The following is a 15,614-nucleotide window of genomic DNA, read 5'->3' on the forward strand; positions in this document are numbered from 1 at the left end:
CAACACTTGTCCCGACGTCTTCACTGAACACCTCGGACCGGCGGTCCGCGGTGTTCATCGAATCAGCTGCTGGCCGCCGTCCACGTCGTAGATCGCGCCCGTCACCGCGGTGTTCGTCATCAGGTGCAGGATTGTCGCGGCGACGTCGGCCGGGCCCACCACGCGGCGGATCGGCAACGTGTCGCGCAGCTGCGAGCGCCGGGCCTCCAGGTCGTCGCCGAGGATGCGGGCCGACAGCGGGGTGTCGACGAAGCCGGCGGCGACGGCGTTGACGCGTACGGGCGCGATCTCCACGGCCAGGTTGGTGGTGAGCGCCGTGATCGCGGCGGTGCCGATCGCGGCCACGCTGATGCCGACGGCGGGACGGCGGGCACCGGTGCCGCTGATGAACGTGAGGGAGCCGCCGGGGCGTACGAGGGAAGCGCACTCCCGGGCCAGCCGCAGCTTCCCCACGATGTGCTCGTCGAGGAACTGCCGCACCCGGTCGAGGTCCATTTCGGCCAGCGGGGCGTAGAACGGCCCGCCCCCGCTGAGCAGCACGTGGTCGACGGGCGCGGGCAGGCCGGCCAGGAACCGGGTGACCGCCGCGGTGTCGCCCAGGTCGAGCCGGGCCGTGGTGGCGCCCAGCTCGTCGCGGGCGGCGTCGAGGCGGCCCTGGTCGCGGCCGGTGACGATGACGTCGGCGGCGGACGCGCGGGCCAGCCTGGCGGTTTCCAGGCCGATTCCGGCGGTGCCGCCGAGGACGACGACGATGCTTCCCTTCACGGCGCTCTCCTAGGAGGTCGGTACGGCGCAGGCGTGCGTACGGGGGCTCGGGGGCGGATGGGCGACGGTGACCCGGCGGCTGGGCACGAACACGGCGGTCAGCACGGCGGCGGCCACGGTCACGCCGGCCAGCACGAGCATCGCGGGCTGGTAGCGGGCGGCCAGGGGGGCGGTGAAGTCCTCCGCCCCGCCCACGCCGAGCAGCAGCGGAACCAGCGCGATCAGCACGACCCCGCCGACCCGGGACGCCGCGTCGTTGATGGCCGACGCCTCCCCGAGGTCGCTGTCGCCGACCGCCGCGAGGACCCCGGCGGTCAGGGGCGCCACCGCCAGCCCGAGGCCGAGTCCCCACAGGAGCGCCCCGGGCAGGATCGCTTCCCCGTACGACTGCCCGGGACGCGCCGCCGAGAGCCAGGCGAACGCGAGAGCGACCAGCAGGATGCCGGCCGCCATGGGCCACCGCGTGCCGATCCGGGCGACCAGGGCGCCCGCGAGCGGCGACACGACGAGGAACACGACCGACTCCGGGATCAGCGCCGCCCCCGACCCGGCCGCGCCGTAGCCGAGCCGCAACTGGCAGAGCAGCACGACCAGGTACGAGGCGGCGGCGATGGCGCCGTAGAACAGCGCGGTGGCCGCGTTGATCGCGTCGAAGGGCCGCGACCGGAACAGCGACAGGCGCAGCATCGGCCGGCGGACCCGGCGTTCGATCACCACCAGCGCCACCAGCGCGGCGAGTCCGAGCAGCACGGGCAGCCACCGGCTCTCGGTCAAGCCGAAGATCACTCCGCTCAGGCCGACGACCGCCAGCAACGCCCCGGCCACGTCCACCGACAGCGGGCGGCTGCCGGGGGCCGACGGCAGCCGCCACAGCACCAGCAGGGCGAGCAGGATCAGCGGCACGTTCACCAGGAACATCCAGCGCCACGACGCGTGATCGACGAGCCAGCCACCCCCGTACGGGCCCAGGGTTGTGCCCAGAGTCGACAGGCCGGCCCACACACCGATGCCGCGGGCGCGGTCCTGCCGGCGCAGGGAACCGTTGAGCAGGGCCAGGCTGCTGGGCACGACCAGAGCACCGCCGGCGCCCTGCACGAGCCGCGCCGCGATCAGCACCCCGGGGTTCGGCGCGGCCGCGCACGCCACCGAGGCGACCAGCATCACCAGCAGCCCGGCGATCAGCACCCGCTTGAACCCGAAGTGGTCGGCCAGCGCCCCGGCCAGCAGCAACAGCGACGCCACGGTGATCAGATAGCCGGTCAGCACCCATTGCAGCTCGCTGACGCCCGCGCCGAGGCTCTCGCCGATCGCGGGCACCGCCACATTGATCATGTACGCGTCGACGAAGCCGACCATCGACGCGAGCACCGTGGCGGCGACCAGCGCCGCCCCGCCCCGCGACCGCAGCGCGACCTGAGCTGTCATGCCGACCAGCTTCGGCCCCGCTCGCGCCCGTTCGCACCAGTGGCACCCCCTGGCGCCGGGGGACCAGGGTGTCTGACTGGCGCGACCCGGGGGCGCCCGGCGCGAGTCTCGACGGGTCGGCATTTCCCGTACGAGCGCAGGAGTCGCTGTGATGGACATGAAGCTGGAAGTTGTGGTCGTCCCGGTCGCGGACGTCGATCGGGCCAAACAGTTCTACACGGGCCTGGGCTGGCGGCTGGACGCCGACTTCACCACGGACGAGGGTCTGCGCGTGGTGCAGGTGACCCCGCCCGGCTCCCCGGCCTCGGTCATCTTCGGCCGGTTGGTCACCGCCCAGGCCCCCGGCACCGCCCAGGGCCTGCACCTGGTCGTGTCCGACATCGAGGCCGCCCGCGACGAGCTCAAGCAGGCCGGGGCCGACCCGAGCGACGTGTTCCACGACGCGGGCGGGGTCTTCCACCACGGCGGCACCGACGGGCGGGTCCCGGGACCGGACCCGCGGCGGGCCAGCTACGGCTCGTTCCTGTCGTTCAGCGACCCGGACGGCAACGGCTGGATCCTGCAGGAGATCACCAACCGGCTGCCCGGCCGTGTCGACCCGTCGGTCACCACGTATTCCAGCGGCTCCGAACTGGCCGCGGCGCTGCGCCGGGCGGCCGCGGCCCACGGCGAGCACGAGGCCCGCACCGGGCAGGAGGATCCCGACTGGCCGGACTGGTACGCCGACTACATGGTCAAGGAGCAGTCCGGCGCGCAGCTGCCGCAGTAGTGCCATATGCGCAGGTGACGCTTTGACGCCGGCGCCGCTGCGGCCCTAAGGTCCGATCTTGTGAAAATGAGATTCGTTTCCATATTTGGCGTTCTGCTCCTGGCCGGCTGCTCAGCGCAGGCCGCCCCGGCCGCCGCGCCCGCAGCGGCCTCCGTCATCGGCAACTGCGGGCGGCAGCTGTCCGTCGCCGCGCCGCCGGCCCGGGCGGTCGCCATGGAGCAGAACGCCACCGAGATCCTGCTCAGCCTCGGGCTGGCCGACCGGATGGCCGGCACGAGTTACCAGACCGACCCCGTGCTGCCCGCCCTGGCCGCCGCCTATGCCCGCGTGCCGGTGCTGGCCAAGCTCTACCCGTCCCGGGAGAAGGTTCTCGAGACCCGGCCCGACTTCGTCTACTCCACCTTCACGTCGGCGTACGCCCCCGACGCCGCGGGCCCGCGCGCCGGCCTCGCCGAACTGGGCATCCCCGCGTACCTGTCCCGGTTCGCCTGCGAGTCGTCGCCGGAGACCTTCTCGTTCGACGGGCTCTTCCAGGAGATCCAGGAGGTGGCGTCGATCTTCGGCGCCGACAGCCGGGGCGCCTCGCTGGTCGCCGATCAGAAGGCGCGCCTCGCTGCCGCGACCTCCCGGGCGCACGACGCGGCGTCGGTCCTGTGGTACTACTCCGGCACCAGCACCCCGTACGTGGCCGGGCCGGGTGGCGTCCCCGCGGCGATCAGCGCGCAGCTCGGCCTGACCAACGTCTACGCCGACGCCGGTGAGACGTGGCCCGCGGGCAACTGGGAACAGATCGCCACCCGCAACCCGGCGTGGATCGTCGTGGCCGACCTGTCCCGCGGCGGCGACGGCGACAGCGCCCAGTCCAAGATCGGCTTCCTGCGGTCGAACCCCGTCACCGCCCACCTGGACGCCGTCAAGAACGGCCGGTTCGTCGTCGTGCCCGGCTCGTCGCTGGACCCGTCGGTGCGCAACGTCAGCGCCGTCGAGCTGGTGGGGGCCGCGCTGTGACCGCCCTGTCCGTGAGCTCGGCCCAGCAACTGCTCCGCCTGTGGGACGAGCAGCAGACCGCGTACGTGGCCCACCGCGAGAACCGTTTCCTCGTCATGCTCGACTTGCTGCGCCTGCACTTCGAGCGCGACGACCTCAGCGTGCTCGACCTGGGCTGCGGCCCCGGCGCGCTCTCCGCCCGGGTGCTGTCCGCGTTCCCGGCCGCGCGGGTCACGGCCGTCGACCACGACCCGATGCTGCTGCGCATCGCCGAGCGCGCCCTCACCCCGTACGGGGAACGCTTTCGAGTGGTCGACGCGGACCTGGCCTCGTCATGGTGGCCCGACGCGGTGGGCCCGGACCGGTTCGACGCCGTCGTCAGCTCGACCGCGCTGCACTGGCTCTCCCCGGCCGAACTGCTCGCCGTCATGCGCGACTCCGCCGGCCTGCTCGCGCCCGGTGGCCTGCTGCTGAACGCCGACCACCTGCGCTTCGACAGCCGCTCCCCGGCGCTGCTCGCCGTCTCGGAACGACACGACGCCCGCACCCAGGCCGAGGACTTCGCGGCCGGCGCCCTCGACTACGCCGCCTGGCACGAGCGGGCCGCCGAGGAGCCGGAGCTGGCCGCCCTGCGCCCGGAACGCCTCAAACGCTTCGCCGACCGCCCGCCGCAGCCCCTCGCCCCGCTCGAGTTCCACCTGGCTGCCCTGCGCGCGGCCGGCTTCACCGAGACCGGCACCGTCTGGCAGTACCTCGACGACTATGTCGTCCTCGGCCGCAAGTGAGGATCGTCCTGGCCGTGGCGGCGCTCGGGCTGAGCATCGCCACGGCCGTCACGATCGGCGTGGCCGACCTCTCGATCGGCGAGGTGCTGCGCTCGGTGGCGGCCAACTGCGGTTTCCCCGTACGCCCCCTGCCACCGCTGGCCGACAGCATCGTGTGGGACCTGCGCCTGCCGCGTGTGCTGCTGGCCGCCCTGGTCGGCGCAGGCCTGGCCGTGTGCGGCGCCGTCCTGCAGGCCCTGACCCGCAACCCGCTGGCCGACCCGTACCTGCTCGGCATCTCGGCCGGCGCCTCCACCGGGGCTGTCGCCGTGCTCGTGCTGGGCCTCGGCGCCGGGGCCGTGACGCTGTCGGCGGGGGCGTTCGCGGGCAGTGTGGCAGCCTTCGCCGTGGCCCTGCTGCTGGCCGGGCGCCGCTGGACCCAGCCCTCCCGCATCCTGCTCGCCGGGGTCGCCACCGCCCAGCTCTTCACCGCCGTCACCAGCCTTGTGATGATCTCGGCAGCGAGCCCCGACAGCACCCGCTCCACGCTGTTCTGGCTGCTCGGCTCGCTGACCGCCGCGTCGTGGCCGTCGGTTGCCGTCTGCGCGGCCCTGTGCGGCGGCGTGCTGCTCGCCTGCTGGACGTGCGCGCCCGCGCTGGACGCGTTCTCGTTCGGCGCCGACATCGCCCAGTCGCTCGGCTTCTCCCCCGCCCGGGTGCGCGCGCTGCTCTTCGCCCTGACCGCCCTGCTCGCCGCCGGCCTGGTCGCGGCGAGCGGCGCGATCGGCTTCGTCGGCCTCACCGTCCCCCATCTCGTACGCCGTCTGACCGGCTCACGGCACCGCCGGCTGCTGCCGATGAGCGCCCTCGCCGGGGCCATCCTGCTCGTGTGGGCCGACACCGCCGCCCGCACCGCCTTCGCCCCGCAGGAACTCCCCGTCGGCGTCGTCACTGCCCTGCTCGGCGTGCCCGTGTTCGCCCTGCTGTTCCGGAGAACCCGATGAAGCTCTCAGCCGTCAGCCTCACCCGCCGCCTCCCCCAGCCCCCTACCTCTCGACTCCTCCCCCTGTTCCTTGCCTCCCTGCGCCCGTTTCTTGCCTCCCGGCGCCTGCCTCTGTTCCCTGCATCTCGACGCCTGTCCCCGCTGGACGACTCCCACCGCCTCCCACCGCCGCACGACGCTCGGCACCTCCCCGGGCCGGACGGCCCCGAGCGGCTCCACCAGCCGGACTCCCAGCCCTCGCTGGACGACCCTGAGCGCCCGCCCCACACGCACGACTCCCAGCACCTGCCCCCGCCGGACGACCCCCGGCACCTCCCACCGCCGCACGACGCTCGGCACCTCCCCGGGCCGGACGGCCCCGAGCGGCTCCACCAGCCGGACTCCCAGCGCCTCCCCTCGCTGGACGACCCTGAGCGCCCGCCCCACACGCACGACTCTCAGCACCTGCCCCCGCCGGACGACCCCCGGCGCCTCCCACCGCCGCGCGACTCCCAGCGCGTCCCACCGCTGAACGGCTTCCGGCGCCTCGCGCTGCTTGACGAGGTCACGTTCGAAGTCGCCCCCGGCAGCATCGTCGGCCTGCTCGGGCCCAACGGCTCGGGCAAGTCGACCCTGCTGCGCACCCTGGCCGGGCTGGACCGCCCCGACCACGGCCACGTGCTGCTCGACGGCGCCACCCCGCCGCGGCGGGCCTTCGCCCGGCACGTGGCCGTGGTGCTGCAGCACACCCCCGCCGACGCCGACATGACCGTGGCCGACGTGGTGCTGCTGGGCCGCATCCCGCACCGCCCCCGCCTCGCGCCGGTCAGCGCCACCGACCTGGCCCTGGTCGCCGACGCGCTGACCCGGGTCGGCCTCACCGGCTGGCAGGACCGCACCTGGCCCTCCCTGTCGGGCGGCGAACGCCAGCGGGTCGCGATCGCCCGGGCGCTGGCCCAGCAGCCCGACGTGCTGCTGCTCGACGAACCCACCAACCACCTGGACATCCGGCACCGCTTCGCCCTGCTGGAAGAGCTCAAGCGCCTGCGGCTCACGGTGGTCGCCGCGCTGCACGACCTGGACCTGGCCGCGCAGTACTGCGACCAGCTGGTGCTCCTCGAAGCCGGCCGCGTGGCCGCTTACGGTCCACCGTCAACTGTCCTCACCCCGTCCCGGATCGCCTCGGTCTTCGGCGTGGCCGCCGAGCTGACCCATGATGCCGCGGGCCGCCTCCGCGTGCTGCTGGCTTGTGGATAACCCGGAACTGTGGACAACTCCGCCCCCACCCAGCACGCCGGCCTATGGTGATCCCGCCGCTGATCAAGGGTGGGGGTTACCCCCGGATAGGGGTGGGCCGTGCGTTTTTTGAGGTGTACAGCCGGCAGCGGGGCGGCATTCGTGGTGACGGCAGGGTGACGGCAGCTACGCCGGCGGCCCCTGGGTGGTGGGACCTGCGGCCCGCACCCGCTTGGACGCGGCCCCGGCGCAGAGTCCGGACGCTCGTGCTGGGCGGTCGAGAACCGGGTGGCGGGCACGTCGGCGAAGGTGAGCGGCGGCTCGGCTTCGCAGGCACGGACGCGGCGACGGCGGCGGGGACGGACGCGGCGGGGGCGGCGGGGAAGATCGTCGATGCTCTGGATCTGCTGGTCGTGCGCTGGGCGGCTTCGCGCAGCCCGCGTGGCCTGCAACTCCTTCGCCTGGCCCTGTTGCTTCGCCCGCGGCGGCTGGGCGGTGACGGGGCGTACGCACCTTTGCGGGGTTCTCGTCGGATAGTTCCTTATTCACAGGCCCACGGCGACGGCCCGTGATCGGCCGAGTACGAGAACGTATGGACGACGCGCCGAAGCTGAGGGGCGGGGATGATCCGATCCACGAACGGCTACTTGTGCGGTTTAGGGATGATTTATGGCCTTTTCAAGGCGAAAAAGTCGCACACCGACGTTGGTGTGGCGCTCACCACTCCCGATCTCCGTTGCGGATGCCGGGGGCGTGTTTTCGCAGTTCACAGGGTCTTCCAGTAGGGGCGCCGAAGGCGTTGACCAAGGTGGCCCGGCCAACCGGGTGATTCACCCCGGAAGCCGCGACGGCGCGAGGAACCCCAGTTGACCGGCCCGGGGACGGCCGGTTCGCGCAACCACGGGGATGAATCCGTTTCCCCGAACTGTCGGCCCGCACCCTTACCATGTCATCCCGAAGCTCGGCATCATCAAGCGCGCGACTTGTTGTCCGATCTTGACTAAGTCGTGTAGTAAAGAGATCCACTTCAGCGACGACGAGGACAGATGAACCCCTACGGCGATCCGCAGTCTGCGAGCGCCCGGGCCAGCGTGCCCGGTTCCGGCTCTGCCCCGGCACGGGGCAGCAGCAGCCCTGTTCCGGCAGGCGGCGCGTCCAGCGGCCGGGCGTCGGTGGGTTCGGCCTCGGTCGGTGGCCGGGCCTCCGTGGGGCCGGCGCCGGTGGGATCGGCCTCGGTCGGATCGGCCTCGGTCGGCGCCGCGCCGGTCGGTGGCCGGGCGTCGGTGGGGTCCGCCTCGGTCGGGGCGGCCGCGGTGGGTTCGGTGTCCCCGGCTCCCGCGAGCGGCGCCGTGGCCCGGGCGGCCGTGCGCCCCAAGCCGCCGGGTGAGCCCCCGCGCGCGTCCAAGGACACCAAGAAGGCGGCCAAGAAGCGCCGCCGCACCAACCTGCTCACCGTCGCCGCGGCCGTCCTGGTCATCGTGCTCGGCGCCGGCGTGGTGGGCGGGGCCTACTTCTTCGACGACGTGAAGTTCACCGAGCCCAAGGCTGAGGACCAGGTCACGCAGATCTTCGCGGCCGACAACAAGACGCAGATCGCGACCATCGGCAACTCGACCCGCCAGCAGGTGCCGTACGCGAGCATCAACCCCGTGATCGGCCAGGCGGTCATGGCGGCCGAGGACAAGAACTTCCTCGATCACAACGGCATCGACATGAAGGGCATCGCCCGCGCGGCCTGGAACAACTTCACCGGCGGCGACCAGCAGGGCGCGTCGACGATCACCCAGCAGTACGCGCGGCACGCCGCCGAGCTGAAGGAAATCAGCTACAACCGCAAGCTCCGCGAGGCCGTGATCGCCCGCAAGATGGAGGACCAGTACTCCAAGAGCGAGATCCTGGGCCGCTACCTCAACTCGGTGTACTTCGGCCGCGGGGCGTACGGCATCGAGGCCGCCGTGAAGGCGTACTTCGGCCAGAGCCGCTCGGTGCTGACCCCGCCGGGCGCGAAGGGCGCGATCACCGCCGCCGAGGCCGCCGTCATCGCCTCGGTCATCAAGCAGCCCGAGCCGTCCCCGACACACAAGGGCTACGACCCGCAGAACAACCCCACGGACGCCAAGATCCGCTGGCAGTACACGATCAACAACATGCTCGAGAAGGGCTGGATCAAGACCGCGCCGGCCGCGTACCCCAAGGTCGCCAAGTTCGACCCGGACGCGTGCCGCACGTCCTGCGGCACCAACAACCCCACCGGCAAGATCGTGAAGTACGTGAAGCAGGAACTGCGTGCCATGGGCATCAGCGACGAGAAGCAGAAGAGCGGCGGCCTGCGGATCACCACGACGATCAACCCGGGCGTGCAGAAGGCGGCCGAGACCGCCGCCATGCGCACCAGCGACAAATCGCCGTTGCGCAAGCTCGACGCGACCTACAAGACCGCGCTCGTCGCCGTGGACCCGGCCAACGGCCACGTCATGGCCTACTACGGCGGGCCGGACGGCGTGGGCTGGGACTACGCGGGCCCCAACTACAACGACAAGGGTGACTTCGTCGGGGGCGGACGCCCGCCGGGCTCGTCGTTCAAGGTCTACACGCTGCTGGCCGCGCTCAGCGACGGCTACGGCTTCGACACGACGTGGGACTCCGAGGCCAAGAAGGTCGGCGGCGACGCGATCAACAACTCGAGCCGCACGAACTTCACGTGTGACAAGCGGCGCTGCCCGCTCGACGAGGCGACCATCCAGTCGTACAACTTCCCCTTCTACCACCTGGCGGCGGCCCTCGGCCCCGACAAGGTGGCGGCGGCGGCGCACAAGGCCGGCGTCCAGTACATCTCCAGCCCGACCAAGATCGGTGCTCGGGTCGACCTCAACAAGACCAAGGGCGACGCGCTCAAGCAGTACGGCAACGAGATCGGGTACGGCCAGTACGCGATCACCGCGCTCGACCACGCGAACGGCATCGCCACGCTGGCCAACGAGGGCCGCTTCGTCAAGGCCCACTTCGTGAAGTCGGTGGCCCAGCGCGACGAGAAGACCGGCAAGTTCAAGACGATCCACACCGAGCGGGTCAAGTACACGCAGGTCTTCGACCCGGGCGTGGTCGCCGCGATCGACACCGTGCTGCAGAAGATCCCCGGCAAGAACGGGCAGAACCTGCGCAACGGCTACGACGCGATCGGCAAGTCCGGCACCTGGGAGTACAAGGACGGCAAGAGCGGCCAGAACGGCGACGCCTGGTGGGTCGGCGGCACCCCGCACCTGGCGGCCACGGTCTGGATCGGCCGCGAGAAGCAGGTCAAGGACCAGATGCAGCTCCTGCCGATCTACAAGCCGGGCACCAAGAAGGGCATGACGGGCGGTTCGACCCCGGGCGACACCTGGAAGGTCTTCATGGACCTGGCCAACAAGGCCCTGGACGCCGAGAAGACCTCGTTCCCGCCGGACGTGCGGGTGGGCGACCCGAACAAGAAGGGCAACGGGCTCGACCCGCTGCCCGAACAGCCGGACAACGGCTGCATCCTGGGCGGCACCGTCTGCCCGCCCGGCGTCGACCCGGCCAACCCGGGCGGCGGCGTGACCCCGCCGGTCAACGGACCGGGCAACCCCGGCAACGGGCCGGGCGGGGGAAACGGCGCGGGCAACGGCGGGGGTAACGGCGGCAGATAACGGCCCACGCACGCGAGAGCGGCCGCCTTCACCGGCGGCCGCCAACAACGGCGTGCGCAGGTAACGGCAGGCACCAACAAACCGCCGGCGCAGATGACAGCGGGCACCCGCAAATGGCCCGCGCAGATGACGTCCGGGACGGGTGGGGCCGCCTCAGGTGCGGCGCAGGACGGAGACGACCTTGCCCAGCACCACGGCCCGGTCGCCGTCGATGTTCTCGTACGCCGGGTTGCGGGCCTCCAGCACGACCTGCCCACCGCGGCGGCGATAGACCTTGACGGTCGCCTCGTCGTCGATCATGGCGGCCACGATGTCGCCGTTGAAGGCCTCGTGGCCCTGCTTGACCACGACGATGTCGCCGTCGCAGATCGCCGCGTCGATCATCGAGTCGCCGCGGACGCGCAGGGCGAACAGGGTGCCCCGCCCGACCAGGTCGCGGGGCAGCGGCAGCACCTCGTCGGCGTTCTGCTCGGCCAGAATCGGCGAGCCCGCCGCGATGTCGCCCAGCACGGGCACCCCGACCGTCGGCTCGGCGCGCTGCCGCGGCACCGGCTGCAGGAACATACGTACGTCGACGGGCCGGGTCGCCCGTCCCCGGCGCAGGAACCCGGCCTCCTCGAGCACGCGCAGGTGCCGCCCGACCGACGACGTCGAAGCTAGCCCGACCGTGTCGGCGATCTCGCGGGTGGACGGCGAGTAGCCGTACCGCTGCGCCCACTCCTGAATGACGGTGAGGATCTGCCGCTGCCGCTCACTGAGCGTCGACGTGTCGTAGTAGTCCTCATCCATCAGCACCCAATGATCTTGCCGCACCGAGGCCGCCCGAGCCCGCAGGCGCGCCGTCACCGGGAGCTACTCAAAGCACGCAGGCACGCCGCCAGCGGGAGCCGGCGAGCACAGGATCCTGCGGCCGCACCGGCGCGCCGCCACCAGGAAAATCAGCCAGGCACGCCGGCGCGCCGCCAAGGGGCCGGCAGGACGACCGGCGTACGCCTTACCCGTCCATGAGCTTGCGCAGCTTGCCCAGCGCCTGGGACAGCAGCCGCGACACGTGCATCTGGGAGATCCCGATCCGGTCGGCGATCGCGGACTGGGTGAGTTCGCCGTAGAACCGCAGCACCACGATGGTGCGTTCGCGTTCGGTGAGCATGGCCATCGCGGGCGGCAGCGCCACCCCGAACTCGGCCAACGCGAACCCGCGGTCGTGGCCGCCGAGCGTGTCGCCCAGTGTCAGATCTTCCCCGTTCCGTACGGGGGAACTGAGCGAGTCGGGGCGGTAGGCGTGCCCCGCCTCGAGCGCCTCCAGGATTTCTTCCTCGCCCACCCCCAGGTAGCCGGAGATGTCGGCCACCGTGGGCGCGCGGGTCAGCGTGTGCTCGAGGTCGGTGCGGGCGGCGCCGATGGCCATGCGCAGCTCCTGAAGCCGGCGCGGGATGCGCAGCGTCCACGAGCGGTCGCGGAAGTAGCGCTTGATCTCGCCGAGGACGGTCGGGATGGCGTACCCGGTGAAGTCGACCCCACGGGTGGCGTCGTAGCCGTCGATCGCCTTGATCAAACCGATCGTGGCCGTCTGCAGCAGGTCGTCGAAGGGCTCGCCCCGGTTGGCGTAGCGGCGGGTGAGGCGCTGGGCCATCGGCAGCCAGGCCTCGATGGCCTGCCGGCGTACGGCGGGGCGGTCGGGGTGGTCCTCCGGCAGGGCGGCCAGCGTTTCGATGAGCGCGGTGGCACGCCTGTCCTCGTCCGTGGGCTCGAACGAACGTCGGCCGGCCGGTCGGGTGGTTACGGTCACGGTGTCTCCTTGGCAGCGCATCGCATGGGTCTCGCGACGTGCGGCGGACACCGGTCAGGCGCGTCGAACCGCGACGGGGGAAACCCCCACGTCGAGAGTCGGCGCCTTCTTGACCGATAGCTGGACGCTACCCGAAAGGGCGGGTAGACGCCAACCGAAAGTACTAGTGGCGTTCCGTCGATCAGACGAACGGCGTCCGGCGTCGCGCACCAGCCGGCCGTCGATCGCCACGGCACGAGAGAGCGCTTCCCCGCAATCGACGCTTGTTTCCGCACATGGCGGTGATCAGCGAGCGGCGTTCTTGAGAGAGCGCTTCCCGACACCCGATACTCCGGGGCACCCCGATCCCCTCCCCCGAAGGGAGCGTCATGCATTCATCCCCACGAATCCGCGTCCTGCTGGCGGCCGTCCTCGCCGCGGCTGCGGCCGTTCTCGTCGCGCCGCCCGGCCCGGCCCGCGCGGCCACCGTGACGGTGCAGGCCGAGGCGTACGCGGCTCAGTCCGGCGCCCAGGTCGAGCCGACCGCCGACACCGGCGGCGGGCAGAACGTCGCCTACCTCGCCGAGGGCGACTGGCTGCGGTACGACGGCGTCGACCTCGGCCCGGCCGGCGCGCTCACCGTGTCGGCCCGGGTGGCGTCGGCCGTCGGCACCGGGCGCGTCGAGCTGCGCACCGGCTCGGTGACCGGCCCGCTGCTGACCCAGTTCGCGATCACCGCCACCGGTGGCTGGCAGGCCTGGACGACCCTGACCGCGACCGCCGCCACCCACCCCACCGGCGCCCAGACCGTGTTCGCGGTGCTGCGCAACAGCACCGGCGGCGACTTCGTCAACCTCAACTGGCTCTCGTTCGGCGCCGGCGGCCCGAGCGGCGACGGCTGGGTCCCGGTCGACGCCGCGGCCTGGAACGCGCAGCTGGCCGAGTTCCGGGCGCTGACGCCGCGACTCGTGCCGGCCGGCTCGGTGCGCGTGCCCGAGTTCAATGCGACCTGCGCCTACAGCCATGCGAAACCGGACGATCCGATCATCTTCCCGGGCCTGCCGGGCGCCTCGCACATGCACACGTTCCTCGGCAACACGAGCACCGACGCGTTCGCCACCACCCGCACCCTGCTCGCCAACGCGGGCACCACCTGCCGCCCGGCGCCCGACCTGTCCGCGTACTGGATCCCCACCCTGTACGAGAACGACCGCGCGATCGAGCCCAAGGACGTCGTCGTCTACTACGGCTCCCGCCTGACCGACCCGTCGGCGACGGTGCCCTTCCCCCAGGGCTTCCGCATGATCGCCGGCGACGCCCGCCTGCAGGCCCCCACCCCGGCGGGCTCGGTCAACGCGTTCTACTGCGCCGGGCCCGGCGGCGAGATCGGCCGCAGCGCCGACGGCAACTGGCCGGTCTGCGCGCCGACCGCGGTGCTGATGTTCCACCTGGTCTTCCAGGACTGCTGGGACGGGCGCAACCTGGACAGCCCCACCCACAAGGCCCACGTCGCCTACAGCTACGACGGCACCTGCCGCGGTGACCACCCGGTCGCCATCCCGAACCTGTCGTTCCTCATCGCCTACCCCACGAGCGGCGGCCCCGCCGGCTTCCGCCTGGCCTCCGGAATGGCGTCGTCGATGCACGGCGACGCGTTCCTGGCCTGGGACAACCGCGCCCAGAGCGAACGCGTCAAGAACTGCCTGACGCAGAAAGCCAAGTGCAACACCAACGGCGACTTCTGACCCACGCCGGGGCGGGCGGCTCTCAACAGGGGTCGCCGCCCGCCCCGGCGGGTTGTCGAATGCCGGACCACGACAAAACCACCGAGGCGGGTCATGGCGCCGGACCACCACAAACCACCGTTCAAGCCGGCCCATGACCTTGAATCGCGGCGGGTCGAGCGAACCGGGGCAGGGTGCGATTGTCCAAAGCCAGGGCGGGCGGGTTATCGGCGCCGGACCACCACACGGCCGCCGCGGGCCGGGGCGACGGCGATGCCACGGTTGTGGGAGCGTTCCGGGGCGGCGGTGGTCGGCTCGACGACGAAGTCGCGCAGGATCGTGCGCAGGACGACGCGCATCTCGAGCGAGGCGAACGCGGCGCCCAGGCAGCGCCGCACACCGCCGCCGAACGGGATCCACCCGTACATCTCGGCCCGGCCGTCGGTGAACCTGCCGGGGTCGAACCGGCCGGGCTCGGGGAACAGCGACGGGTCGTCGTGCAGCAGCGCGATGCACGCCGTGACCACAGTGCCCCGCGGCAGGGTCCAGCGGCCGATCCGCAGCGACTCCGCCCGCACCTGCCGCGACGTCATCTCGATGACCGGCCGCACCCGCTGCACCTCGGTGATCGTCGCGTCGAGCAACGCGTCGTCGCGTCCGTCGCCGAGCCTGTCGAGCACCCCGGGGTGGCGTCGCAGCCGTTCCACCGCCCAGGCCAGCGTGGTGGCGGTGGTCTCGTGCCCGGCGGCGAGCAGCGTGAGCAGCTGGTCGGCGATCTGGTCGCGGTCCATCGGCGACCCGTCGTCGTAGCGGGCCTGCACCAGCATGGCGAGCACGTCGTCGCGCTTGCCCGGCTCCGGATCGGCCCGCGCCCGCTCGATGAGCACGTCGACGATCTCGTCGTAGCGCTTGCGGTGCCGGTCGAACCGGGCGCCCGGTCCCTGCCCGCCGAGGTCACGCCGCAACACCGGCAGCACGGCCAGCACCGAGCCGAGCCGTACGGCCTTGGGCAGCAGCGCGCGCAGCTCGTCGAGCTCCTCCCCGTCGGCCCCGAAGACCGCCCGCAGGATGACGTTCAGCGTGATCCGCATCGTCGACGGCATCACCGGGAACTCCCGCCCCTGGGGCCACGACGCCGTCTCGCGTCTCGTCTCGGCCTCGATGATTTCCTCGTACGCCCGCAGCCGGCGCCCATGGAACGGGGGAGTGAGCAGCTTGCGCTGGCGGCGGTGCTCCTCACCGGAGATGGCGAAGAACGACCCTGGCCCCAGCACCGAGCCCAGGTTGGCATCGGGCGTGTCGGCCAGCTCGGGCGAGGTCTGGAACAGTTCCCGCACCTCGGCCGGGTCGGCCAGCATCACCATGCGCCCGAGGTTGAGCGATTCCACGCTGAACGCCGACCCGTACCGCCGCCGGAGCCGTTCCATGGTGCCCCGGCGCGACACCGCGAACTGCAGCGACTGTACGAGGCGGGAGGTGCCGGGCCCGGCAGGAAGCGCCACATCCATGCCCTTACCGTACGTTCA

The 15,614-nt window shown here is 72.1% G+C and carries 13 protein-coding genes; 7 read left to right on the forward strand and 6 right to left on the reverse strand.

What is annotated here, in order from left to right:
- Positions 1–54 precede the first annotated feature (54 nt).
- Positions 55–765, reverse strand: a complete 711-nt coding sequence (locus C8E87_RS04755; protein WP_133871950.1) for an SDR family oxidoreductase — start codon at positions 763–765, stop codon at positions 55–57.
- Between the two features lie 9 nt (positions 766–774).
- Complete coding sequence (locus tag C8E87_RS04760; RefSeq protein WP_166661082.1) at positions 775–2,190, reverse strand: MFS transporter; 1,416 nt, start codon at positions 2,188–2,190, stop codon at positions 775–777.
- 151 nt (positions 2,191–2,341) lie between these two features.
- On the opposite strand from C8E87_RS04760, the gene C8E87_RS04765 reads away from it, so the two are divergent.
- The 5 genes from C8E87_RS04765 (at position 2,342) to C8E87_RS45285 (ending at position 6,949) form a co-directional block, all read left to right on the forward strand.
- Positions 2,342–2,959 carry a VOC family protein gene (locus C8E87_RS04765; RefSeq protein WP_133871952.1) on the forward strand — a complete coding sequence of 206 codons (618 nt, stop codon included), beginning with the start codon at positions 2,342–2,344 and terminating at the stop codon, positions 2,957–2,959.
- Between the two features lie 66 nt (positions 2,960–3,025).
- Positions 3,026–3,967 carry an ABC transporter substrate-binding protein gene (locus C8E87_RS04770; RefSeq protein ID WP_133871953.1) on the forward strand — a complete coding sequence of 314 codons (942 nt, stop codon included), beginning with the start codon at positions 3,026–3,028 and terminating at the stop codon, positions 3,965–3,967.
- A complete protein-coding gene (locus C8E87_RS04775) occupies positions 3,964–4,731 on the forward strand; it encodes a class I SAM-dependent methyltransferase (protein ID WP_133871954.1) in 768 nt (255 codons plus the stop codon). Before C8E87_RS04770 ends, C8E87_RS04775 begins: the two co-directional genes overlap by 4 nt.
- On the forward strand, positions 4,728–5,714 hold the full coding sequence (locus tag C8E87_RS04780; protein WP_133871955.1) for a FecCD family ABC transporter permease: 987 nt from the start codon (positions 4,728–4,730) through the stop codon (positions 5,712–5,714). Before C8E87_RS04775 ends, C8E87_RS04780 begins: the two co-directional genes overlap by 4 nt.
- Positions 5,711–6,949 (forward strand): ABC transporter ATP-binding protein, encoded by a 1,239-nt coding sequence (locus C8E87_RS45285; protein ID WP_133871956.1) that lies wholly within the window; start codon positions 5,711–5,713, stop codon positions 6,947–6,949. The genes C8E87_RS04780 and C8E87_RS45285 overlap by 4 nt, the downstream gene beginning before the upstream one ends.
- Positions 6,950–7,982: 1,033 nt before the next feature.
- Here C8E87_RS45285 and C8E87_RS04790 read toward each other — a convergent pair.
- A complete protein-coding gene (locus tag C8E87_RS04790) occupies positions 7,983–8,303 on the reverse strand; it encodes a hypothetical protein (RefSeq protein WP_133871957.1) in 321 nt (106 codons plus the stop codon).
- Here C8E87_RS04790 and C8E87_RS04795 point away from each other — a divergent pair.
- Positions 8,278–10,596 (forward strand): transglycosylase domain-containing protein, encoded by a 2,319-nt coding sequence (locus C8E87_RS04795; protein ID WP_166661083.1) that lies wholly within the window; start codon positions 8,278–8,280, stop codon positions 10,594–10,596. The genes C8E87_RS04790 and C8E87_RS04795 overlap by 26 nt on opposite strands.
- A 153-nt stretch (positions 10,597–10,749) precedes the next feature.
- Here the strand turns inward: C8E87_RS04795 and lexA are convergent, their stop codons facing one another.
- Positions 10,750–11,385 carry a transcriptional repressor LexA gene (gene lexA, locus C8E87_RS04800; protein ID WP_133876625.1) on the reverse strand — a complete coding sequence of 212 codons (636 nt, stop codon included), beginning with the start codon at positions 11,383–11,385 and terminating at the stop codon, positions 10,750–10,752.
- Positions 11,386–11,590: 205 nt separating this feature from the next.
- Positions 11,591–12,406, reverse strand: coding sequence for a SigB/SigF/SigG family RNA polymerase sigma factor (locus C8E87_RS04805; RefSeq protein ID WP_133871959.1), 816 nt, complete (start codon positions 12,404–12,406; stop codon positions 11,591–11,593).
- A 347-nt stretch (positions 12,407–12,753) separates the two neighbouring features.
- Between C8E87_RS04805 and C8E87_RS04810 the strand changes: the two genes are divergently transcribed.
- Positions 12,754–14,109, forward strand: a complete 1,356-nt coding sequence (locus C8E87_RS04810; protein WP_166661084.1) for a DUF1996 domain-containing protein — start codon at positions 12,754–12,756, stop codon at positions 14,107–14,109.
- Between the two features lie 203 nt (positions 14,110–14,312).
- Here C8E87_RS04810 and C8E87_RS04815 read toward each other — a convergent pair whose 3' ends face one another.
- The gene (locus tag C8E87_RS04815) at positions 14,313–15,596 is read right to left on the reverse strand and encodes a cytochrome P450 (protein ID WP_133871960.1); all 1,284 of its coding nucleotides are present in this window, start codon (positions 15,594–15,596) and stop codon (positions 14,313–14,315) included.
- Positions 15,597–15,614: the final 18 nt, after the last annotated feature.

Origin of the sequence: Paractinoplanes brasiliensis (assembly GCF_004362215.1) — a bacterium.
Classification (GTDB): domain Bacteria; phylum Actinomycetota; class Actinomycetes; order Mycobacteriales; family Micromonosporaceae; genus Actinoplanes; species Actinoplanes brasiliensis.

Bases quoted from the DNA above. Each gene is read 5' to 3' on its own strand.
- C8E87_RS04760 (WP_166661082.1), bottom strand. From the start codon at position 2,190: ATGACAGCTCAGGTCGCGCTGCGGTCGCGGGGCGGGGCGGCGCTGGTC.
- C8E87_RS04810 (WP_166661084.1), top strand. From the start codon at position 12,754: ATGCATTCATCCCCACGAATCCGCGTCCTGCTGGCGGCCGTCCTCGCC.
- C8E87_RS04765 (WP_133871952.1), top strand. From the start codon at position 2,342: ATGGACATGAAGCTGGAAGTTGTGGTCGTCCCGGTCGCGGACGTCGAT.
- lexA (WP_133876625.1), bottom strand. From the start codon at position 11,385: ATGGATGAGGACTACTACGACACGTCGACGCTCAGTGAGCGGCAGCGG.
- C8E87_RS04770 (WP_133871953.1), top strand. From the start codon at position 3,026: ATGAGATTCGTTTCCATATTTGGCGTTCTGCTCCTGGCCGGCTGCTCA.
- C8E87_RS04805 (WP_133871959.1), bottom strand. From the start codon at position 12,406: ATGCGCTGCCAAGGAGACACCGTGACCGTAACCACCCGACCGGCCGGC.
- C8E87_RS45285 (WP_133871956.1), top strand. From the start codon at position 5,711: ATGAAGCTCTCAGCCGTCAGCCTCACCCGCCGCCTCCCCCAGCCCCCT.
- C8E87_RS04815 (WP_133871960.1), bottom strand. From the start codon at position 15,596: ATGGATGTGGCGCTTCCTGCCGGGCCCGGCACCTCCCGCCTCGTACAG.